17 protein-coding genes are annotated in these 20,486 nt (G+C 70.8%); 9 read left to right on the top strand and 8 right to left on the bottom strand.

All coding sequences use genetic code 11. The annotated features are described in order from the left end of the window. The first annotated feature begins 1 nt into the window (after position 1). Positions 2 to 2,896: a class I tRNA ligase family protein gene (locus VEL82_06245; protein ID HXW67457.1), complete on the top strand. Its 2,895-nt coding sequence runs from the start codon at positions 2 to 4 to the stop codon at positions 2,894 to 2,896. On the opposite strand, the gene dcd is transcribed toward VEL82_06245, so the two are convergent. Genes dcd through VEL82_06230 form a run of 3 tightly spaced genes read right to left on the bottom strand, consistent with a single transcriptional unit; the run spans position 2,893 to position 4,779 of the window. Then, entirely contained in the window at positions 2,893 to 3,450 is a 558-nt protein-coding gene (gene dcd, locus VEL82_06240) for a dCTP deaminase (protein ID HXW67456.1), read from the bottom strand. The two genes, VEL82_06245 and dcd, sit on opposite strands and share 4 nt — an antisense overlap. A 33-nt stretch (positions 3,451 to 3,483) precedes the next feature. After that, on the bottom strand, positions 3,484 to 4,350 hold the full coding sequence (amrB, locus tag VEL82_06235) for an AmmeMemoRadiSam system protein B (protein ID HXW67455.1): 867 nt from the start codon (positions 4,348 to 4,350) through the stop codon (positions 3,484 to 3,486). A 6-nt stretch (positions 4,351 to 4,356) separates the two neighbouring features. Next, entirely contained in the window at positions 4,357 to 4,779 is a 423-nt protein-coding gene (locus tag VEL82_06230) for an HIT domain-containing protein (GenBank protein ID HXW67454.1), read from the bottom strand. 89 nt (positions 4,780 to 4,868) lie between these two features. Between VEL82_06230 and VEL82_06225 the strand changes: the two genes are divergently transcribed. After that, entirely contained in the window at positions 4,869 to 7,187 is a 2,319-nt protein-coding gene (locus VEL82_06225; GenBank protein HXW67453.1) for a protease pro-enzyme activation domain-containing protein, read from the top strand. A gap of 40 nt (positions 7,188 to 7,227) precedes the next feature. Here VEL82_06225 and VEL82_06220 read toward each other — a convergent pair whose 3' ends face one another. The 3 genes from VEL82_06220 to smc are packed head-to-tail and all read right to left on the bottom strand — an operon-like array spanning position 7,228 to position 12,458. Then, positions 7,228 to 7,881, bottom strand: a complete 654-nt coding sequence (locus VEL82_06220; GenBank protein ID HXW67452.1) for an SMC-Scp complex subunit ScpB — start codon at positions 7,879 to 7,881, stop codon at positions 7,228 to 7,230. A gap of 3 nt (positions 7,882 to 7,884) precedes the next feature. Then, positions 7,885 to 8,835, bottom strand: coding sequence for a hypothetical protein (locus tag VEL82_06215; protein ID HXW67451.1), 951 nt, complete (start codon positions 8,833 to 8,835; stop codon positions 7,885 to 7,887). Further along, complete coding sequence (gene smc / locus VEL82_06210; GenBank protein ID HXW67450.1) at positions 8,832 to 12,458, bottom strand: chromosome segregation protein SMC; 3,627 nt, start codon at positions 12,456 to 12,458, stop codon at positions 8,832 to 8,834. Before smc ends, VEL82_06215 begins: the two co-directional genes overlap by 4 nt. Positions 12,459 to 12,777: 319 nt before the next feature. Between smc and VEL82_06205 the strand changes: the two genes are divergently transcribed. The 6 genes from VEL82_06205 (at position 12,778) to VEL82_06180 (ending at position 17,037) form a co-directional block, all read left to right on the top strand. Further along, positions 12,778 to 13,062 (top strand): hypothetical protein, encoded by a 285-nt coding sequence (locus VEL82_06205; GenBank protein HXW67449.1) that lies wholly within the window; start codon positions 12,778 to 12,780, stop codon positions 13,060 to 13,062. Between the two features lie 161 nt (positions 13,063 to 13,223). Beyond that, positions 13,224 to 13,766, top strand: coding sequence for a nitroreductase family protein (locus VEL82_06200; GenBank protein ID HXW67448.1), 543 nt, complete (start codon positions 13,224 to 13,226; stop codon positions 13,764 to 13,766). A 6-nt stretch (positions 13,767 to 13,772) separates the two neighbouring features. After that, positions 13,773 to 14,345, top strand: a complete 573-nt coding sequence (locus VEL82_06195) for a non-canonical purine NTP pyrophosphatase (protein HXW67447.1) — start codon at positions 13,773 to 13,775, stop codon at positions 14,343 to 14,345. Between the two features lie 23 nt (positions 14,346 to 14,368). Then, positions 14,369 to 15,520, top strand: a complete 1,152-nt coding sequence (locus tag VEL82_06190) for an aminotransferase class I/II-fold pyridoxal phosphate-dependent enzyme (protein HXW67446.1) — start codon at positions 14,369 to 14,371, stop codon at positions 15,518 to 15,520. A 54-nt stretch (positions 15,521 to 15,574) separates the two neighbouring features. Next, a complete protein-coding gene (locus VEL82_06185) occupies positions 15,575 to 16,234 on the top strand; it encodes a cyclase family protein (GenBank protein ID HXW67445.1) in 660 nt (219 codons plus the stop codon). Next, the gene (locus VEL82_06180) at positions 16,231 to 17,037 is read left to right on the top strand and encodes an SDR family oxidoreductase (protein HXW67444.1); all 807 of its coding nucleotides are present in this window, start codon (positions 16,231 to 16,233) and stop codon (positions 17,035 to 17,037) included. Before VEL82_06185 ends, VEL82_06180 begins: the two co-directional genes overlap by 4 nt. 5 nt (positions 17,038 to 17,042) lie before the next feature. Here the strand turns inward: VEL82_06180 and VEL82_06175 are convergent, their stop codons facing one another. Together VEL82_06175 and VEL82_06170 are read right to left on the bottom strand one after the other, a co-directional pair. Continuing rightward, entirely contained in the window at positions 17,043 to 17,399 is a 357-nt protein-coding gene (locus tag VEL82_06175; GenBank protein ID HXW67443.1) for a cupin domain-containing protein, read from the bottom strand. 56 nt (positions 17,400 to 17,455) lie between these two features. Next, complete coding sequence (locus VEL82_06170) at positions 17,456 to 18,592, bottom strand: PLP-dependent aspartate aminotransferase family protein (protein HXW67442.1); 1,137 nt, start codon at positions 18,590 to 18,592, stop codon at positions 17,456 to 17,458. A gap of 179 nt (positions 18,593 to 18,771) precedes the next feature. On the opposite strand from VEL82_06170, the gene VEL82_06165 reads away from it, so the two are divergent. Then, on the top strand, positions 18,772 to 20,442 hold the full coding sequence (locus VEL82_06165; protein HXW67441.1) for an amino acid permease: 1,671 nt from the start codon (positions 18,772 to 18,774) through the stop codon (positions 20,440 to 20,442). Positions 20,443 to 20,486: the final 44 nt, after the last annotated feature.

Below are 20,486 nucleotides of genomic sequence, written 5' to 3'. Positions count from 1 at the left end.
GATGGAGGGCCGCCGGCCCCAGCACTGGCAGCGCATCTGGGCCGACGCGGGCCTCGCGACCGGCCAGCGCGCCCCCAACCGGGAGAAGTTCTTCGCGCTCGTCGCCTACCCGGGTTCGAGCGGTTTCTTCCACCTCGGACACCTTCGGGGCTACGCGTACGTCGACGCGCTCCACCGCTACCATCGTGCACGCGGGCGCGCGGTGCTGCTCCCGTTCGGCGTCCACGCCTCGGGCCTCCCGGCGGTCACGTGGGCCCACCGAGTTCAGGACCGGGACCCGGCGACGATCGCGCAGCTTTCGGAGCGAGGACTCACCGATGGCGAGATCGCAGGCCTCGCCGATCCCGCGGCCGCGGTCCGCTTCCTCTCCGACGAGTACCGGCGCGTGCTCCGCCGGATGGGGGTGCTGTTCGACGAGGCCACGTTCGTCACGACGATCGACGAAGACTACGCGGCGTTCGTCCGCTGGCAGATGCGCCGGTTGCGCGAGCGCGGCGCGTTCGCGCAGGGCTCGTACTATGCCTCGGTGTGTCCGGTATGCGGGCCGGTGGCGGTCGATCCGTCCGAGACGGACCTCTCGAGCGGCGGCGACGCCGAGACCCTGCGTTTCGTCACCGTGCCGTTCCGGCTCGCCGACGGGCGCGAGCTGCTCGCCGCCACGCTCCGACCCGAGACGGTCTACGGCGTCACGAACCTATGGCTCGCGCCCGAGGAGGAGCTCGTCGTCTGGCACCGTGGCGACCACGAGTACGTGCTGGCTCGGCCCGGCGCCGAGCGGCTGGTCGAGCAGCACGGCGGGCACGTCGGACACACCGTCGCGGCCCGCGAGGTCCTCGGTCGTACGGTCCGAGTTCCGTTCGTGGAGCGCGATGTGCCGATCCTCGAGAGCCCGCTCGTAGATCCCGCGGTCGGGACCGGCGTCGTGATGAGCGTGCCGGCCCACTCGCCCGCGGACGCGGCCGCGCTAGTGTCGCTGGCGCCGAGCGCGCGCGCCGGGCTGCTCCCCCCACCGGTCCTCATCGCGGTCGCCGGCGACGCGGCCTTCACGGCCTCCGAACAGCGCCTGCTCGAGGGTCCGGGCACGCCGGCCGAGCGGGCGCTCCGCGCGACGGGCGCGACGGGCCTTTCGGATGCCGCCGCCCTCGCCGAGGCCACGGAGCGGCTCTACCGCCTCGAGCACGCGCGCGGACGGATGACGGTGGCCCCCCTCGCCGGGGTCCCCGTGCGCGACGCCCGCGATCGCGTCAGCCGGGAGCTCGCGGCGCTGGGCCGCTCCTTCGAGCTCCAGGAGTTCTCGAAGCCCGTGATCTGCCGCAACGGGCATGCGGTCATCATCCGACGGGTCTCGGACCAGTGGTTCCTCCGCTACAGCGACCCGGGCTGGAAGGCGGCGACGCGAGCGAGCCTCGAGCGGCTGACCACGGTGCCCACGGAGTACGCGCGCGAGCTGCCCGGGATCCTGGACTGGTTCCAGGACCGGCCGTGCGCTCGCAAGGGGCCGTGGCTCGGAACGCCGCTCCCCTTCGACCCCGCGTGGGTGGTCGAGCCGATCGCGGACTCGACCTTCTACATGGCCTACTTCGTGGTGCGCCGCTTCGTGAGCGCCGGCCGTCTCACGCCGGCCCAGCTCACCGACGCGTTCTTCGACGAGATCTTCCTCGGCCTCGGTACGGGCGAGCCGACGGTCCCGGCGGAGCTGCGCGCCGAGGTGCGCGCGGAGTTCGGCTACTGGTACCCGCTCGACATCAACCTCGGCGGCAAGGAGCACAAGAGCGTGCACTTCCCCGTCTTTTTGTTCACGCACGCCAAGCTGCTCCCCCCCGAGCTCGGACCCCGCGGCATCTTCGTCAACGGCTGGATCACCGGCGCCTCCGGGACCAAGCTGTCCAAGAAGGGAATGTCCGGGACGGGGACGCCGATCCCGCCGATCGACGACGCGCTCGAGCGTTGGGGCCCGGACGCCCTGCGCCTGTACTACATCACCGTCGCCGCCGGTCCCTCCGATGTCGAGTGGGACGCCGAGGACGTCGAGGCGGCCGCCGGCCGCCTGGCCGACGTGGAGCGCCTCGTGCGGGAGTCACGGGGCGACGGCCGGGGACCTCCCGATCTCGACGCGTGGCTCTCGTCGGTCCTCCACCGGATCGTGGCGCGCGTCCGCGTGTCGCTGGACGCGGCGGATCTGCGGACCGCCGCCGAGGAGGCGTTCGTGGCGCTGCCGGCCGCGCTCCGGCGGTACTACGCGCGGGGAGGGAGCGCGGGCGCGATGACCGACCGGGTCGGCAGGACCTGGATCGGGCTCCTCGCTCCGTTCGCCCCGCATCTCGCCGAGGAGCTCGGCGACGGCCGCTTCGGCGGCCTCGTGGCCGTCGAGCCGTTCCCCTCGGCGGACGATTTCGCGCCCTCTCCGACGGCCGAGGCCAGTGAGGCCCTCGTGGAGCGGACCGAGGACGACCTGCGCGCCGTGCTGCGCGCGGGCGGCGAGCGGGGCTCGGCGGCCCCCGGTGAGGTCGTCTTCTTCGTCGCCGCACCGTGGAAGTCGACCGTCGAGGCATGGATGCGGGAGGACCTGGCCCGCGGCGCCAGCCCGAGCGTGCGCTCGGTGATGGAGCGGGCGAAGGGACATCCCGAGCTCGCCGCCCGTCTCGCCCAGATCCCGCGTTATGTCGAGCGGGTCGCGCCCGGGCTTCGCTCCGAACCGGCGCCGGGGGCGTCGGTGGAGGAGCTCGAGGTGCTTCGCCGGGCCGAGGGATACCTCGCGCACCGCTTCGGCTTCCGCGCGGTGACGATCGTGGCGGAGGACGAGGGCGAGGCGCTCGACCCGCTCGGGCGGCGGGACCGAGCGCGACCGGCGCGGCCCGCCTTCTACCTCGTGGGACGCCCGCCGCGCGGGGACTAGGGCGACCGCCGCGCCCGGCGCGGGAAGTTGAGGTACATCCGCGACGGCGTCGGGTGCGCCGACACCGCCCGGTACTTCGCCGAACGCTTGCCGGAGTAGCTGTGCTGGACGCGTCCGGAGATCTCGAAGTAGATCAACTGGCCGATCGGCATGCCGGCGTAGATGCGGACGGGCACCTTCACGCTCATCTCGAGCGTCCAGTAGTTGCAGAACCCCTCGTCGCCCTTGCCCGCCGTGGAGTGGATGTCGAGCCCGAGGCGCCCCACGCTCGACTTTCCCTCGAGGAACGGCACGAAGCCGTGGGTCTCGGTGTACTCCTCGGTGACCCCGAGGTAGAGCTGGCCGGGAACGAGGACGACCCCGTCCTTCGGGATACGGAACTCGCGGACCGGGTTCGGTCGCCGCGCGTCCAGGGCCCCCGACTCGTAGACCGCGAGGTACGGCCCGAGGTGAACGTCGTAGGAGTTCGTCCCGAGCGAGCCGGCCCGGAACGGGCGGATCACGATGCGACCCCGGCGCATCTCCTCGCGGATCTTCACGTCGGAGAGGATCATGTGGGCCGGGCCGGCGGCCGCGAGTCGGACGCGCTATTTAACCGACGGCGACCGGGGGCGGGCGGACTCGAGGGCGACGGCGGCGTACCCGACCACCTCGCGCATCGGCTGCGCTTCGCCCGAATGCCCCCAGCGCAACAGGCGCGCCTCGAGCGGTTCGTCCGCGAGCGCGGCGAGCAGCACGGTCGTCGGTGCGATGCCGCACATGGAGATGTCGTTGCGCTCGACCGTGTCGTAGAGGAGCCGAGGGTCCCGCGCGAGGATCGCGTCGATCGCGAGGCGATCCAGGCGCTCGGCGGTCCGTGCCGGCACGTAGTGCGAGAGGTCCGTCGAGGCGAGGACGAGGACGTCCCGTCCGTCGATCGCGTCGCGGAGGACGCGGGCGGTCTCCAGGAGGTCGTCGAAGGGAGCGAAGCGCACCTGCAGCGCCACGAAGCGGGGTTGCGGCAGCACGTACTCGAGGAACGGGAGCTGGACCTCGATCGAGTGCTCGCGCGCGTGGGCGCGCTCGTCGATCCGCAGCGGCGGTCGATCGAGCGCCCGCACCAGATCGTGGTCGGACGCCGTCGGTCCGAGCGGCGTCAACCAGTCCCGATTCGAAAGGCACGGCCCGGCGCCGAGGCGGTAGTGGTCGACCCCGAGCACGAGCACCGTGGCCGGGGGCCGCTGCGCCGCGACGAGCGAGTAGGCGAGGGCCGCGATCGCTCCGGAGAACTCGTACCCCGCGTGGGGGACCACCGCCGCCCGCAGCGTGCGGCCCGGGGCCCGCTGACGGGGGGGGAGCGCTCCCGGTCCGCGGGGGTCGAGGAAGCAGGTCTCGACGGCGCGCGCGAGCTCGGCCCCGTCGGCTGGGTAGAACTGGCCGGCGACCGCCGGGGCCCGGACGGGGGAGGGACTCATGGGGGCTCAGGGGCGAGACAGCTCCGCGACGACTTGGCCCGCCTCGTCCTCGCGGATGCGATGACGCTGGGTGGGGTGGAAGGGATTCGCCTCCCCATAGCGCGGGATGACGTGGAAGTGGAGGTGGAACACGATCTGGCCGGCCCGGGCGCCGGCGTTCATCGCCACGTTGTAGTCGGCGGTGAGCCGCTCGGCCCGTCGGCACATGACCGAGAGCGTGCGCACGAGCGCCGCCTGGTCCTCCGGCGCGTAGTCGGTGAGCCGGGGGGCGTGGCGCTTCGGCACGACGAGCAGATGGCCCCGCGTGAACGGGAACAGGTCGAGGAAGGCGACGGTCGCCTCGTCCTCGTAGACCTTGTACGCCGGCGCGCGACCTTCGACGATCGCGCAGAACACGCAGTTCGGGTCGCGCCCGTCGGCCGGGACCATCTCGGTCGGGACCTCGAGGCGGGATAAAGGGGTTGGCGGAGTGCCGCGCGGCGGTCGGTATCATTAGGGGCACCGGGTGTAACGACATCGTGCGTCTGCCCCTCGCGCCCGTCGTGCTGGCGCTCGCGGTCGTCGTGGCACTTTCTCCCACCAGCTTGGCGTCGACCGTCGGGCGAGCGTCGTCACCGGACCCGACCGCGACGAACGGGTTCACCACCGACGCGGTCGCCGTTCCGCCGTCCGTCCAAGCCCGCAGCATGGCGGCCAGCGAGCCGCTCGAGATCACCGTCGCACTCGCCTACCCGGATCCCGCCGGCCTCGATGCCTTCCTGCGTTCCGTCGAGGATCCCGCGTCGAGCGCGTACCGACAGTTCCTGTCCCATGCGGAGTTCGAAGCGCGGTTCGCCCCGTCGCCGAGTGCCGCCGCGTCGGTGGCGGCCACGCTCGCCGGAGCCGGTGCCGCCCAGGTCCGCGTAGCGCCGGACGGTCTGTCCGTGAGCGCGACGTTGAGCGTCGCGGAGGTCGACGCGCTGTTCGGCGTCCGCATGGTCGAGTTCCCCTCCGAGGGCGGCCCGGTGTACACAGCGGTCGGCACCCCGCAGCTGCCGACCGGGCTGCGCGGGCTCGTCTCGGGGATCGATGGGCTCACCAACGCGCCCGACGCACGGACGACCGATAACCTCGCGATCCGGTCCGGGGGGCCGGTCGGACGGCTCGGCGACGGGCTGTTCGCCCACGACAACGACACGGGGTTCAACTTCTTCGTCGGCTCCGACTTCACCAACGCCTTCGGGGCGGACGAGCTGCTGCCCGGCAACGTTTCGAGCATCGCCAACGCCACGTTCCCGACGGGGCTCGCCATCGCCACGCTGCTCGCGAGCGGTTACAACCAGACCGACAATGTCAACACGCCGCCGTGGGACCCGAACGTCGTCGAGACGTACTTCAACGCGACCCTCGCTCCCGCCTGGCTGCCGGTCTCTCGGGCCGCGCCGCTCGTCGGGGTGCCCGTCACCGTCGGCGGGGTGACGCCGCCGCTACCCGGACCGTTCGGCACGATCAACGACACGACCGATGACTCGATCGAGAACGCGCTCGACCTCGAGATGGCCGGCAGCCTCGCGCCGGGGGCGGGGCTCTACAACTTCTATTTCGCCGGCAGCCTGCTGGCCTCGGCCGAGACCGACGCCGACGTCGCGTCGTTCTTCGACCAGGACCTTGCGAGCGCGCTCGCCTACGACTACGGCTCGCAGGTGCTCGGCGCGATCAGCTGCTCGTTCGGGATCGCGGACCTCAACGACACGCTCTGGGACCAGGAGCTCGAGGAGGCGGCAGCGATGGGGGTCACGGTGATCGCGGCCAGCGGCGATCAGGGCAACGCGCCGAACCAGCTGACGATGCGCAGCGCCGGACCCTGGCCGCTGTGGCCCGCCTCCGCGGCGTTCAACCTCTCGGGCTCGGTCGCGGTCGGCGGCGTCTCCCTCGACCTCGGCGGTGCCCCGGCGGGCTGGATCAACGAGACGTCGCTGACGATCGAGTACGACGCGAACGCCTCGGGCATCGTCGCCCTCGACACCTGGTGGGACACGACCGGGGGGCCCGGGACCTACGCCGGCACGGAGGGGGGGATCAGCACGGTCTACCCCGAGCCGGACTGGCAGTTCCACTCCGCGGCGCAGTGGCCGATCGCCAATGCGACCGTCAAGCAAGGCGTCGGCACCCTGAACCGGGCCGAGCCGGACATCGCGTTCCCGGGGAACTCGACGATCGCCTTCGTCTACGCCGATGCCGAAGGGAACGTCTACTACGAGGTGCTCGAAGGGACGAGCATCGCCGCCCCCGCGTTCGCGGGCCTGCTTACCGACGAGATCGCGGTCTCGCACCACGCCTTCGGCTTCCTCGACCCCGAGCTCTACCGCATCGGCAGCTACTTCTGGGCCCATCCGGGTCCCTCCGACCCGTACCTCGACGTCGAGAACGGCTCGAACTACTTTTTCTCGGCCGGCCCCGGCTGGGACCCCACGACCGGTTGGGGGGTCCCGCTCGGCCCGTCGCTCTACCGCGTCGACGCGAACGCGACGATCCGCGACTACGTCTACACGGGCCCGACGCCCGGACTTCCCGCGGCGGCCCCCAGCCCGCCGGTCCCGTGGACGGAGCTGTTCCTGATCTTCGGGATCGGGATCACGGTCGCGGTGATCCTCGTGATCGCCCTCGCCCGTCCCGGCCGTCGCGAGCGGTCACCCCCGCCGCCGCCGTTCGGGGCCGCGCCTCCCCCACCGGCGCCGGGAAGCTCGCTCGCGGCCGTGCCACCGCCGCCCGGCTCGTACGCGACGTTCCTGTGCCCGTACTGTGGCACGCCGCGACCGGCCGAGCCGGTGCGCTGTCCGCGGTGCGGCGCGTTCTAGTCCGCACGCCGCCGGGCCGGGGCCGGTGCTCCGCGGCCGATCAGAGCGATGGCTTGGCTTCCGGCGCCGCGAGGGGGGCCTCGGCCGCCGGCGCGCTCGGCGGCGCCGGCGCGAGCGGGGCCGCGTCGGGCGGGGGGGCGGCCGCCGCGCTCGCGTCGGGCGCGCTCGCCTCGGGGGCCGCGACCCCGAGCTTCTGCTCGAGGAATCGGCGGATCTCCTCGGGGCGGGTCGACGCGATGCCGAAGTACTCGGCGAAGCGGCGGGTCGTCGTGAGCTCGAGGGTCGATCCCTTCGGTTCGGTCCGGACGAGGCCGAGGCCCCGCAGGTGCTGGACCTCCTCGTAGGCGACGTCGCCGATCATGCGGACCAGCACGCTCTGGAGGATCGGTTGGTGGTAGGCGATCAGCGTGAGCGCCCGCAGGGTCCGCGGGGCCATCTCGACGGGCGTGACCGCGTGGACCGTCGGGACGAACCGCTCCTCGAGCTGCAGCGCGTAACGATCGCCGACCCGCCGCACCTCGAGCGCCGACTGGCGGTTCGCGTAGGTCTGCTCGAGCGTCCGGATCGCCTTGAGCACGGGCCGGTAGTCCTCGAGGTTCAGCGCGGTCGTGACCTCCTTCACGCTGAGCGGTCGGCCCGCCGCGAAGAGGACCGCCTCGACCTGCAGGACCAGCTCGTCGAGCTTGGAGGGCATGGCCTAGGCCTCCGCGACCGGCGCAGGACGCGCGTCGAGCGACCGCACGAGGAGCACGGGCGACTCGCCGAGCGTGGACTGTCGCAGCTCGATCGAACCCTCCCGGGCGAGGAACAGCGCGGCGAGGAACAGCGCCACGAGCTGCTCGCGGCCGCTGAGCGGGTTCCATAGCTCGAGGAGCGCGAACGCTTCGCCGATCGGGTGGCGCCGCGCGGCCTCCCAGGTGTCGACGAGATCGTGCTCGGGGAGGTCGCCGTGGACAAGGACCTCGGGCGGGGCCTGCTGCTCCTCGCGGAGCCGCTCCCGTAGCTCCTGGACCCGGATCGCATGTCGGGCGTCCGCCTCGGCCTCGCCGAATGCCCGGACGAGCTCGAGCAGGGAGACCGGTCGGGTCTCGGGGTGGCGGACCATCTCCAGCAGCGGCGGCGGCTCGGCGCCGTCGAGGACCGCGGTGGTGACGTCGACCGCCTCGGGCGTCTCGAGGAGCGGCAGATAGCCGTCGTCGGCGGGCCCCTCCGCGTCCGGCCCATCTCCCGGGGCGGGGACGTCCCGGGTCTTCAGCACGACCTCCGACTGCAGGTAGAGGATGCTCCACGCCATGTAGACGAGCCGGCCGGCGATCGCGAAGTTGACGGCCCCGTCCTCGCGCACGCGCTCGAGGTACGACTGGGTGAACTTCACGAGGTCGATCTCCCACGGGTCGAACTCCTCCTCCATGACGAGCTCGAAGAGAAGGGCCATCGCCTTCTGGAACGGGTCGGGGATGACGATGTGGACCCCTTCCTTGAGGTCCCGCACGAGCGTGAGGTAGCGCTCGAGAAGGACGCCCGTGTCCTCGGCCTCTCCGAGCAGGGAGCGGTGGAAGACGAGGTAGCGCAGCACCTTCTCGGCGGCGTCGCGTGGCACCGCGTTCGGCGCCGCGAGCTCGCTCGCCTCCGGTCCGCTGATCGTCATCGCGCCTCCAGCGCGGGGGGTGCGGCTTCGGCCCCCCGGGCGCCCTCGCGGCTCTCGACGTCGTGGATGTCGTCCAGGTGGATGCCGACGACCCGGGAACAGCCGTCCCCGTGCATCGTCACGCCGTAGAGGTGGCTCGCGAACTTGAGCGTGACCTTGCGCAGGGAGATGACGACGAACTGCGCGCGCTCGGCGTTGTGGCGCAGCAGCCGACCGACGTACTCGGCGTTGAGCCCGTCCAGCGACATGTCGACTTCGTCGAACACGTAGAGCGGGCTCGGATCGTAGCGCTGCAGCGAGAAGATGAAGGCGAGGCTCGCGAGCGACTTTTCACCACCGCTCAACTGCTCAAGGCGGGCGACGGTCTTGCCGACCGGGCGGGCCTTGATCAGCAGGCCGCCGGCGAGCGGGTCGTCCGGGTTTTCGAGCGCGATCTCGCCCTCGCCGCCGGCGCTCAGCTCCCCGTAGATCTCCCGGAAATTGCCGTTGACCTGGACGACGACCTGCTGGATTTTCTCCCGCTTCTTCTTCTCGATCTCGTTGACGAGCGCGACGAGCTCGTCCTTCTCGCTCGTGAGGCGGGTCGACTCGCCCGTGAACTCGTCGAGGCGGGTCTTCTCCCCGTCGTACTCCTCGACGGCCCTCAGATTGACGTCGCCCATCGTGCCCAGCTGCTGCTCGAGGGCCGTGATCTTCCGCTTGAGCTCCTCGATGCTTATCGGCTTCTCGTCGGGCTCGGGCTCGGGGAACTGGTGGAGGGCCTCCTCGAGCTCGTGGAACTTGGACTCGGCCACGGCGAGACGCGTCTCCTCCTGCGTGAGCAGCGCGCGCCGAGTGTCGAGGTTCGCCCCGGTCTCGCCGAGCTTGCGCGTGACCTCGAGGCGCTGCTCCTCCAGCCCGCGCTTCGTCTCGGTCTGCGCCTTCTGCGACTCGGTTTGCTTGGATTCCACCGACTTGAGGGCGTCGAGCGCGGCCTTGGCGTCGTGGACCGCTTTCTCGGTCTTGGTGATCTCCTTGCGCTTCGCCGCGATCGCGTCGAGGGCCGCCTTCCCCTCGGTGCGTCGTGCCGCGAGGCCGCTGACGAGCGCCGCAAGGGAGGCCCGCGCGGCCTCGAGCTCCCCGTTCACCCGGACCCGCTCTTCGCTGGTCTTCTGGGCCGCCTCCTGCAGGCCCCGCAGCCGGGCGCCGAGCGCTTCGGGCAGCTGGCCGAGGTAGGCTTCCTGAGCCTTGGCGATCGATTCCTTGAGCGTGGCGATCTCGGCGGCCAGGGAACGGACCGTCTCCTCCGCCGCCTCGAACGCGGCGCCGGCCCGCTTCTCCTCTCCCGTCGCCGAGGCGATCAGCTCCTGGGCGCTCTTCAGGCGCCCCCGGGCGGTGGCGATGTCCTTGTCGAGGATCTTCTGGGTCGACTCGCGCGACTGGTCGCGGATCGATCGCGTCGCGAGCTCCTCGCTGACCGTGCGGATCCGCTCGCTGACCTGGGTCAGCTGATCGCGGGCGGCGGTCTCCGCGCTGCCCTTCTCCCGCAACTCGTCGCCGAGTCGCTTCAGCTCGATCGCACTGTCCGCTCCACGACCCTGGGCGGTCGGATCCAGGTAGCCGCCGCTGATGGCGCCCGTCGCTTCGATCAGGTCTCCCTGGAGGGTGACGAGCCGGACCCCGCCCATCTCCGAGCGGGCGCTCGCCAGGTCGTTCATGACGACGGTCTCGCCGAAGACGTACCAGAACGCCGGGCGCAGCGCCTCGTCGAACTTCACGAGGTCGATGGCGAAACCGGCCGCGCCCGTGCTCCGCACGGTGACGAGGGACTTGCCGTGCGGCCGGCCGGCGAGCATCTTGTTGAGCGGTAGGAACGTCGCCCGGCCCCGCTTCTCTTCCCGCAGGAGCCGGATGCACTCCTCGGCGACCCGGTCCGTCTCGACGACCAGCGCCTGGAAGCGGCTGCCGCCGGCGACCTGCAGCGCGGTCTTGAGCTTCGGATCGAACGCGGCGAGCTCCTCGACCGTGCCGCGGATGCCCTCGATCTTGCCGAGGTTACGCTGCGATAGCAGGTAGTCGACCGCGGCGAGGGCGTTCGGTCGGGCACCGCCCTCCGTACGGGCCTTCAGCCGGGCGTCGAGGGCGAGGTAGCGGCGGTTGAGCTCGCCGACCTCGCGCGCGAGGCGTTCGGCCTCGGCAATGAGCTGCTTGTCCTGATTCTTGAGCGAGAACAGCTCCTTCTGGAGATCCCCGGTCGACGGCCCCGCCGCCTTCGGACCCCCGGCCTCGCGGAGGCGAAGCTCGAGGTCCTTGACCTCGACCCCGCGTTCGCGGCTGTCGTCCTCGGCCTGCGCGAGCGTTCGCTCCGCGGCCTCCCGCGACGCCTTCGCGGCCTCTCGGTCCTGGACCGCCTGTTGCCAGCCCTTCTGCTTGAGGTCGTGCTGGCGCTGGAGATCGAGCTGCTGGCGCCGGGCCGCCGCAAGACGATCGTTCGACTTCCCCGTGCCGCCCGTCGCGGTCCGGATCCCTTCGGTGTGGGCCTCCGCGTCCTTCGCGAGTGTTGCGAGCCGCTCGGCGAGCTCCCGTTGTCGCTCTTCGAGCGCGACGCGGTGGGTGTCGTCCTGGGCGAGCGAGCCGTCGAGCTCCTTCGACTGCTGACTCATCGCCCCGAGCTCCTCGCGCAGATGGGAGAGACTCTGGTCGAGCCGCGCGAACGCCATGCGCTTGTCGTCGAGCTCGGCCTTGAACTTCACCGCGGCCGCGCCGCCGGCCTCCGCGATCTCTCGGTCGACCGCCTCGACCTGGCGCGCGAGCTCCTCCTGGTGAGCCGAAAGCTCCGTACGCGCCGCGTCGAGCCGGCCGATCTCCGAGCGCACCGACTCCACCTGCTTGCGGCAGGTCGCGAGCTCCTGCTCCGCCATGCGGTGGCCGGCGCGGGCGAGACGCGCCTCGCTTCTCCGCTTCTCGTCCTGGAGCTGCTTGTACTGGATCGCCTGCAGGCGCTGGCTCTCGAGCGCGGCGAGATGGCTCTTGATCTCACCGAGCAGGGTCTGAATGCGGGCGAGGTTCTGGTCGAGGTTCGCGCGCTTCGTGGCGGCCCGATCGAGCTCCTCGTCGTACTGGCTGATGCCCGCCAGCCGTTCGAGCAGTCCGCGTCGGGGCACCGGACCCATCGTAACGATCTTGTTGACGTCGCCCTGCTGGACGAGGTTGTAGCCGTCGCCCGACAGGCGTGCGTGGGCGAGCAGGCCGTCGATCTCGGTCTGGGTCGTCCGCTTGCCGTTGACGTAGAAGTACGAGTAGTAGCCGTCCGGGTCGCTGGGGGCGAGCTTGACGTACCGGGTGATCTCGACCTCCGCGGCCTCGTTTGGCAGCAGCTTGTCCGAGTTGTCGAAGACGAGCGACACCTCGCACTCGGTGGCCGCCTTCTTCGACGATCCGCCATTGAAGAACAGGTGGGTCAGCCGCTCGGCGCGCAGCGCCTTGGAGCTCGTCGGCCCTAGGACGAACAGGATGGCGTCGGAGATGTTCGACTTGCCCATCCCGTTGGGCCCGGCTACCCCGGTGAACCCGGGCTGGAAGGGGATCTCGGTCGCGCCCGCGAACGACTTGAAGTTCCTAAGTTTCAGCCGCTTGAGATACATCGAGCGTTCCTCGTAGGATGGCCTCGATCCCCAGTCCCGTCGCCGATTCGTGCCCGTTTGTCAGACACTCGTCAGCAGCGCGTCCCGAGTCCTGTCCGCCGGTATTTAACCGCATGGTTCGACCGGCGGTCGTGGCCTCGGACTGTCCCGTCAGGCCCCGTCCCGGAGGGACTCGCCGGGCTACGAGCGAGTTCGCCTTCGACCCCACCGCCGGTGGGGGCCCAGAAGGCCTCGCGACTGCAAGCGGACCATCCACGAGCTTCTCCGCACAGCGAGTCCGGGCCCAACTCTCATGAAGTTCGTTCGCGGTCCGACTGCGGTGGCAGCGTCCGACGATCGGCAGCGGTCCGACCTCCAGCGCGTGGGGATCGTCGGCCTGTTCATCATAGGAGAGGGCGCGGTCGCCTTTCTGGTGCTGAACAGCGGGGGACCCGCGGATCTGGTCGAGTTCAAGCTCGGGGTCTACCTGAACGCCGCCCTCGTCGTGACGCTCGTGGGCGGCCTGTTGCTTCTCAGACGGGCCGAGCGTCACCGCGAACGGATTCGGGGGCGCTGGGCGGAGACGTCTAACCCGACGGGGAGCGGCTCGTCGCGCTCGTGGTAGGATCGAGTCTCGGAACGGGCGACGGGTCGACCTCGACCGTCTCGAGCCACAAACCCTTTTATCAAGGTCCGCACTCGGAAGTACGAATGCGCCACCTCATGACGGAGGGGTAGGCCCCCGCGGCTTTCCTCGCCCGACTGTTTCTCGCTCGATCGCTCCCCATGGACGTCATCGACGCGATCCGCTCCTACCGCCCATGCGTCCAGTTCCAGTCGCGGCCGGTCCCGCCCGAGAAGCTGAAGTCAGTGCTCGGCGCCGCCCGGCTGGCGCCGAGCCAACACAATCTGCAGCCCTGGCGCTTCGTGGTCGTCCAGGATGACGAGCGCAAGCGCCTCCTGGCCCAAGCATCGAACCGGGGCCGGTTGATCGCGGAGGCCCCGGCGGTCATCGTCGCGTTCGCGGTGGAAGAGGACATCCCCGTGACGATCGGGGGGTACATCTCGGCCTACCCGCTCGATGTCGCGGTCGCGATCGACCACCTGCAGCTTGCCGCGACCTCCGAGGGCCTGGGCACGCGCTGGCTGATCGAGTTCAACGAGGAGAAGGTGCGATCGGTGCTCGGCGTGCCCGAGGGGATCCATCCGATCGCGATCGTCCCGATCGGCTACCCCGCGGACGCGAACGGCTCGTCGGTCCCGGCGGACGACGACGGCCGAAAGAGCCCGGACGAGATCATCGCCTACGACGACTATCCGTGGCGCTAGCGCGGCGTGACCGACGTCAGCTTCGTCAGCACGAACCCGGGTAAGCTGCGCGAGGTCCGCGCGGTGCTGCGGCCCTACGGCGTCCGCGTCCGCTGGGAGCGGCGCGCGCTGCCCGAGCCTCAGGCCGACAGCCTGGCCGAGGTCGTGCGGGCCAAGCTCGAGGCGGTCGGTAATCTCCCGGGCTACGTTCTCGTGGAGGACTCCGGCCTTTTCGTACCCTCGCTCCATGGATTTCCGGGCGTTTACTCGGCGCACTTCCTGAAGGTCTGGAAGTTCGGACCCCTGCTCGAGCTGCTCGAGATCCGCCCCCGCGCCGCGTTCTTCCGGACGGTCGCCGGACTCCGGTACGGCCGGCAGCACTGGCTGTTCACCGGCGAGGTGCACGGCTCGATCGCCCACAAGGCTGCAGGCACCGGTGGGTTCGGCTACGACCCGATCTTCGTCCCCTCGGGATGGACCCGGACGTTCGCGCAGGCGCCTCCCGCCGAAAAGAACGCGATCTCGCACCGGGCCCGCGCCATGCGCGAGGTCGGCGAGCACCTGCGACGCCGCGGGGGCGGTCGACCCCGACGGGCTTAACCCGCACCGCCCCTGTGCGGGCCGTGCGGGTCGACGAGATCTCCGAGTCGCCGATCCTCGCCCTCATCGACCAGATCTTCCAGATGCGCCAGGCGGGCGCCACGATCCTCGGCCTGCACATCGGGGAGCCGGACTTCGACACTCCGGCGGGCATCCGTGACGCGGCGTATCGCGCGATGAACGAGGGCCTGACGCACTACACCTCGGCCCAGGGAATGCCGGACCTGCGTGCCGCCATCGCGGATCGGCTGTCGCGCCGGCACAGCCTTCGCGCCGGAGCGGACGACGTGGTCATCCTGCCAGCGAAGTTCGCGATCTTCGCGACGCTCCTCTCGTGCGTTGAACCCGGGGACGAGGTGCTCCTGCCCGATCCGACGTACCTGTTCGAGCAGCCGATTGAACTTGCGGGGGCCCGCCCCCGCTACGCGCCGCTGGGCGAGGACTTCTCGATCGATGCGCCGGGGCTGCGGCGGGCCGTCACTCCCCGGACCCGCCTGCTGGTCCTGGTCTCGCCGGCGAACCCGACGGGTCGCGTGCTCCGCCGCTCAGAGATCGATGCCGCGCTCGCGATCGCCCGGGAACACCGACTCACCGTCGTGAGCGACGAGACCTACGAGTCGCTCGTCTACGAGGGCACGCACGTCAGCCCCGCGTCGATCGCGCCGGACGACATACCCGTCGTGACGATCGGGAGCTTCTCGAAGGCGTTCGCCATGACCGGCTGGCGGGTCGGCTATGCCGTCGCCCCCCCAGAAATCCGCCGCCGGCTCGTCCGGGTGATCGAGCACGCGCTGACCTGCGTGCCGCCGTTCCTCCAGCGGGCGTGCCTCTGGGCGCTCGAAAATGCAGGTCCGGACGAGGCACGGTTCCGTGAGGAATTCCGCGCGCGACGCGACCACCTCGTGCGCCGGCTCGCGTCGGTCGAGGGACTGGCGACGGTCCGGCCGGAGGGGGCGTTCTATGTGTTCCCGCGCTACGACCTCGCCCGGCCGTCGGTCGAGTTCTGCGCGAGCCTGCTCGAGGAGGAGCGGCTCGCGGTCGTCCCCGGCATCGCCTTCGGCCCCTCCGGGGAGCGGCACGTTCGCATCTCCTATACCTCGCCGATCGCGGCGCTCGACGACGGGGTCGACCGACTCGACCGGTTCCTGCGGCGCCATCGAGGCCGCTCGGGATAGCGCCCCGTCGGGCGCCGACGACCCGTTTTGTACCCGGTGGCGCTCGCCCGCCCGATGTCGGCGCCCCGACGTGTGCACGACCTGACCGCGTTGCTCCAGACCCACATGCCGGTCTGGCCGTCCTCCCCGCTCCCGGTCTTCGAGCCCGTGGGGATCGTCGCCCGCGACGGCTACTCGATCGAGCGGGTGAGCTGCCTCACGCACACCGGAACGCATCTGGACGCCCCGTCGCATTTCCTCGAGAACGGCGCAACGGTCGATGCCATCCCCGCGGACCGCCTCGTCGGGACCGCGGTCGTGCTGGACGTCCGATCCGAGATCGAGGGATCTCTGATCCCGGCGAAGGCCTTGGCGCGGCACTGGCCGAGCGCCGGGCGGCCGGACATCGCGCTCCTACGGACCGACTGGAGCCGGGAGCGCGCCCCGACGCGGCGCTACCTCTACGAGTTCCCCGGCATCGACCCGGCGGGGGCCGAGTGGCTGGCCGGCCAGGGCCTCCGCGGCGTCGGCACGGACACACTGGGCATCGACCCGTACTCGAACTCCAAGTTCGAGGCGCACAAGGTGCTGCTCGGCCGCGGGATCTGGATCCTCGAAGCGCTCGACCATCTCGCCGAGCTACGGGAGGGGGCCCAGTACACGCTCGTCGCCGGCCCGCTCAAGATCGCCGGCGGCAGCGGCGCGATGGCCCGCGTCTTCGCGATCGAGGGGTGAGCCCGTTCGTGCCGTCGGGCTCGGGCCTCGCGGACGCGCGAGTGCTCGTCACCGCGTCGAGCCAGGGGATCGGCTACGCGGCGGCCGAGGCGTTTCTGCAGGAGGGGGCCCGGGTCGTCGTGAACTCGTCGAACGAGGAGCGCCTCGCCCGTGCCGTCGAGCGTCTGCGCGCCCACGGACCGGTCCACGGCGTCGCGGCCGACCTCGCGGCGCACGCGGGGATCGACCGGCTGGTCGACGAAGCGGTCGGTCATCTCGGCGGACTCGACACGCTCGTCTACGTGACCGGCTCGCCGCGCCCCGGCACGTTCCTCGAGCAGGGCTACGAGGACTGGGCCCGGGCCGCGAGCCTTCTGGTCGTCAGTCCGGCGTACCTCGCGCGTCGCGTCGCGCAGACGATGCTCGCCCAGCCGACCGGCGGGCGCATGGTGTTCCTGACCTCGTTCGCGATCCGCGAGCCGGTCGGAAACCTCGCGCTCTCGAGCGTCTGTCGGGTCGCCGTCGCCGGCCTCGTGCGCACCCTCGCCCGAGAGCTCGGGCCCCGCGGCATCCGGGTGAACGGCATCCTCCCGGGCTACATCCGCACCTCCCGCATCGACGAGGTCTTCGAGGACGCGGCGCGCCGGCGCGGGGTCGCGCCCGAGTCGGTCGCCCGGGAGATCGAGGCCGAGATCCCGATGCGGCGCATCGGGACTCCGGCGGAGCTCGCCCGGGTGATCGTCTTCCTCGGGAGCGAACGGTCGAGCTACGTCAACGGCGCGATGGTCCCCGTCGACGGGGGCATCCTGCGATCGATCGGCTGACCGGTTCACTCCCGCTGGGGGCGCTGCGCCTCGTGCAGGAGCTCCTCGCGCCGCGGCGTGAACACGTCGAGCACGACCGTGCGCCCGCCCGGCTCTGCCGTGAGCTCGTGCGGGACGTTCCCCGGTACGGTGTAGGACGAGCCCACCCGCAGCCGCCAGACCTCGTCCCCGACGCGGAACTCCCCGCCGCCCTCGAGCACGGTCCCGCTCTGGGTGTGGGGGTGCGTGTGGCTCGGGAAGTGGGCGCCCGGACTGATCCGGTACAGCACCATCATCACATCGGGGGCGTGCGCGAGGATCCGACGATGGACCCCGGGCAGCACCTCGTGCCAGGCATCGGGGGCATCTTCCCACAGCGGCATGCGCCGCCCGACGCGGGTGCCGTATTTGTGGCTGGCGCAGCGCGGCGCCCGTCCGGCTAGCCGAGCGCGCGCCGGAGATCGTCGACGAGGTCGTTCCCGTCCTCGATGCCGACGCTGAAGCGCAGGAGCCCCTCGCGGATCCCCTGTCGCTCCCGCAGCTCCTTCGGCACCGAGCGGTGGGTCATGAGCGCGGGCACGTTGACGAGCGACTCGACGCCGCCGAGGCTCTCGGCGAGAGTGAAGAGCCGGAACCGGCGCACGACCCGACGCACCTCGGGGAGGCCGCCGCGCAGCTCGGCCGAGACCATGCCGCCGTAGTCGTCCATCTGGCGCCGGGCGATCGCGTGTCCGGGGTGCTCGGGCAGGCCGGGATAGAGCGTGGTGCGGACACGCGGGTGGGAGGCGAGGAACCGGGCCACCCGACGCGCATTCGCGCAGTGGGCGCGGACCCGCAGGCCCATCGTGTGGATGCCCCGCAAGACCAGGAAGCAGTCGAGCGGGCTCGGGATGCCGCCCTGGGTGTTCTGGAACCATCGATACTTCTCGAGCCAGCGCCGCGAACGAAAGACGAGCGCGCCGCCGATGAGGTCACTGTGGCCGCCGAGATACTTGGTCGTGGAGTGGACGACGACGTCGGCTCCGAGGCCGAGCGGTCGCTGCAGCACGGGGGAGGCGAAGGTGTTGTCCACGGCGACCCGGGTCCGGGCCCGTCGGGCGAGACCGATCGCGCCGCGGAGATCGGTCACCTTGAGCAGCGGATTCGTGGGGGTCTCCAGGTACAACAGGTCCGTCGGCGCGGTCCCGAGCGCGCGCCGCACGTTGGCCAGATCCGTGGTATCGATGAGCTCGACGTCGACGCCGTGGGTCCGGGCGATCTGGAGCAGGCGCCAGGTGCCCGCGTACAGATCGTCGCCGGCGACGATCCGGCTCCCTTTCGGGTAGGCCATGAGGAGCGTCGAGGTCGCCGCCAACCCCGAGCCGAACGCGAGCGCCCCCGCGCCCCCCTCAAGCCGCCCGAGCACCCGCTCCAGCGCCGCGCGGGTCGGGTTGCCGGTGCGGGAGTAAACGTACCCCTTCGCCTCGCCGGGCGAGCGCTGGGCGAACGTCGATGTCAGGTAGACCGGGACGTTCACCGCCCCGGTCAGCGGATCGGGTCCCTGGCCGTCGTGGAGCAGTCGCGTGTCCCAGCGCATGTCCGGTGCGTCGGCGTAGGCGCCCTCCCCTTTCAAGCGTTCGATGCGACGCTCGTCAGCGGCCGGAATGGCGCCCCCTCGGCCGGCCCTGCGCTCGCAGATGAGGTTAATAGGTGCCGCGATTGGGCGTGCTAGGCCGTAGCGCGGAGCGCGCCGGGCCGGGACGGGGGTAAGGGGGCGTGTCGCCCAGCGTGGGAGCGGAGTCGGCGGGGACCGTAGTGAATCTGCCGGCGGCCGAGTCGGTCCGGCGCGACGTCAGCTCGAAGGACCTCTACGTGCGACAGTCCTCGGGCCTCGTCCGGACCGTCAGCGCGCGAACGGCTCTGCTCGCGAACCTCGTCGGCATGGGCATCATCGTCAACTTCTTCTGGATCACGGAGGCGTCCGCGTTCTACCCGAACGCGAACCTCATCACAACGGTGGCGATCGGCGTCGTGATCAACGTCGCCGTGGGCTACGTCTACTGGATGCTGGCGAGCGCGATGCCGCGCTCGGGTGGGGACTACATCTTCGTCGGTCGGATATTCCATCCGTCCGTGGGACTCGGCGTCAACCTGCTCTTCTCGGTGGTCTTCATCACGTGGGCCGGCCTGTTCGCCTACTTTACCGCCTTCTACGCCGTGCCGACCATGCTCGCGGCGTACACGCTCGCGGGCGGTGGCGCGGGAGCGCTGAACGCCGCCACGACCTTCCTCGGGACGGCGTCGAACGGGTGGCTGACGAACAACGTGTTCTGGGTGGGGCTGCTCGTGCTCCTTCTCGTGATCGCGGTGAGCTTCCTCCCGACCAAGTGGATCTTCCGGGTCTCGGTCGGCCTGTTCGTCGGGTCGGCAGCGGTCTTCGTCCTGATGATCGGCATCCTGCTCGCGACGCCCCAGTCGGTGTTCGCCGCCGATTACAACGCCAATCCGCTCTACGGGATGAGCTACCAGTCGCTGGTCCAGAACGTTCCGATCACGACCACGGGCACGTTCTTCGGGGTCGTCTACACGATGTTGAGTTTCATCGGCTACGCGAACAGCTCCTACTACGGAGGGGAGATCCGAGGCAACCCGACGCGGGCGCAGGGGCTGGCGATCTTCGGCGCGCCGCTCCTCTTCGCCGCGCTCATCGCGGGACTGTACGCCGCCAGCTACTACAGCATGGGCCGCGGCTTCCTCATCGGGCTCAGCTCGCAGTACTTCACGGTCGGCGGCACGGCCTGGCCGGGCCCGCTGTACCTCGCCGCGTACATCGTACACGACCCATTGCTCGCGGCGTTCCTGTCGTTCGGCCTCGTCCTGACGTTCTTCGGCTTCTCGCTGATCTACTTCGTGTTACCGACCCGCAACCTGTTCGCCTGGTCGTTCGACCGGGTCCTGCCGTCGTTCTTCACCCGGGTCACGCGCAACGGCGTGCCGTGGGTCGCCGTCCTCACGCTCGCGGTCGGCGCGTTCCTCGCGCTGGTGATCCAGACGTTCTACCCGACCTACTTCGACTACGCCACGCTCGGCTACTCGAACTTCGGGTTCTGGTTCGCCATCGGGATCGTCTGCCTCGCGGGCGCGCTCTTCCCGTTCATCCGCAAGAGCATGTACGCCCAGGCGCCGGCGATCGTGCGCGCGCGAGTCGGCCCGGTCCCCGTGCTGACGATCGTCGGCGTCGCCGCGTTCGCCTCGTCCTGGTTCGTCAGCTACGCGTCCTCGACCGGGAACTACCTCGGGATCACCAGCGGCTACAGTGTCAACGACCTGTTGTTCCTTCCGATCGTGTTCGTGATCGGGATCGTGCTCTACTTCGTCTCCTACGCCATCCAGCGGGCGCGGGGAGTGCCGGTCGACCTCATCAGCAAGGAGTTACCTCCGGACTGAGTCGGTCCACGGGCCCCGTTAAGGGGCCTCGCCGTCTCGGACGC

It is taken from the genome of Thermoplasmata archaeon, from assembly GCA_035622275.1.
Taxonomy (GTDB): domain Archaea; phylum Thermoplasmatota; class Thermoplasmata; order Lutacidiplasmatales; family UBA184; genus Lutacidiplasma.
Note: the sequence above shows the minus strand (reverse complement) of the source record. Positions and strands in the feature narration are given on the sequence as shown.

Bases quoted from the DNA above. Each gene is read 5' to 3' on its own strand.
- VEL82_06245 (HXW67457.1), top strand. From the start codon at position 2: ATGGAGGGCCGCCGGCCCCAGCACTGGCAGCGCATCTGGGCCGACGCG.
- dcd (HXW67456.1), bottom strand. From the start codon at position 3,450: ATGATCCTCTCCGACGTGAAGATCCGCGAGGAGATGCGCCGGGGTCGC.
- amrB (HXW67455.1), bottom strand. From the start codon at position 4,350: ATGAGTCCCTCCCCCGTCCGGGCCCCGGCGGTCGCCGGCCAGTTCTAC.
- VEL82_06230 (HXW67454.1), bottom strand. From the start codon at position 4,779: ATGGTCCCGGCCGACGGGCGCGACCCGAACTGCGTGTTCTGCGCGATC.
- VEL82_06220 (HXW67452.1), bottom strand. From the start codon at position 7,881: ATGCCCTCCAAGCTCGACGAGCTGGTCCTGCAGGTCGAGGCGGTCCTC.
- VEL82_06215 (HXW67451.1), bottom strand. From the start codon at position 8,835: ATGACGATCAGCGGACCGGAGGCGAGCGAGCTCGCGGCGCCGAACGCG.
- smc (HXW67450.1), bottom strand. From the start codon at position 12,458: ATGTATCTCAAGCGGCTGAAACTTAGGAACTTCAAGTCGTTCGCGGGC.
- VEL82_06200 (HXW67448.1), top strand. From the start codon at position 13,224: ATGGACGTCATCGACGCGATCCGCTCCTACCGCCCATGCGTCCAGTTC.
- VEL82_06185 (HXW67445.1), top strand. From the start codon at position 15,575: ATGTCGGCGCCCCGACGTGTGCACGACCTGACCGCGTTGCTCCAGACC.
- VEL82_06175 (HXW67443.1), bottom strand. From the start codon at position 17,399: ATGCCGCTGTGGGAAGATGCCCCCGATGCCTGGCACGAGGTGCTGCCC.
- VEL82_06170 (HXW67442.1), bottom strand. From the start codon at position 18,592: ATGCGCTGGGACACGCGACTGCTCCACGACGGCCAGGGACCCGATCCG.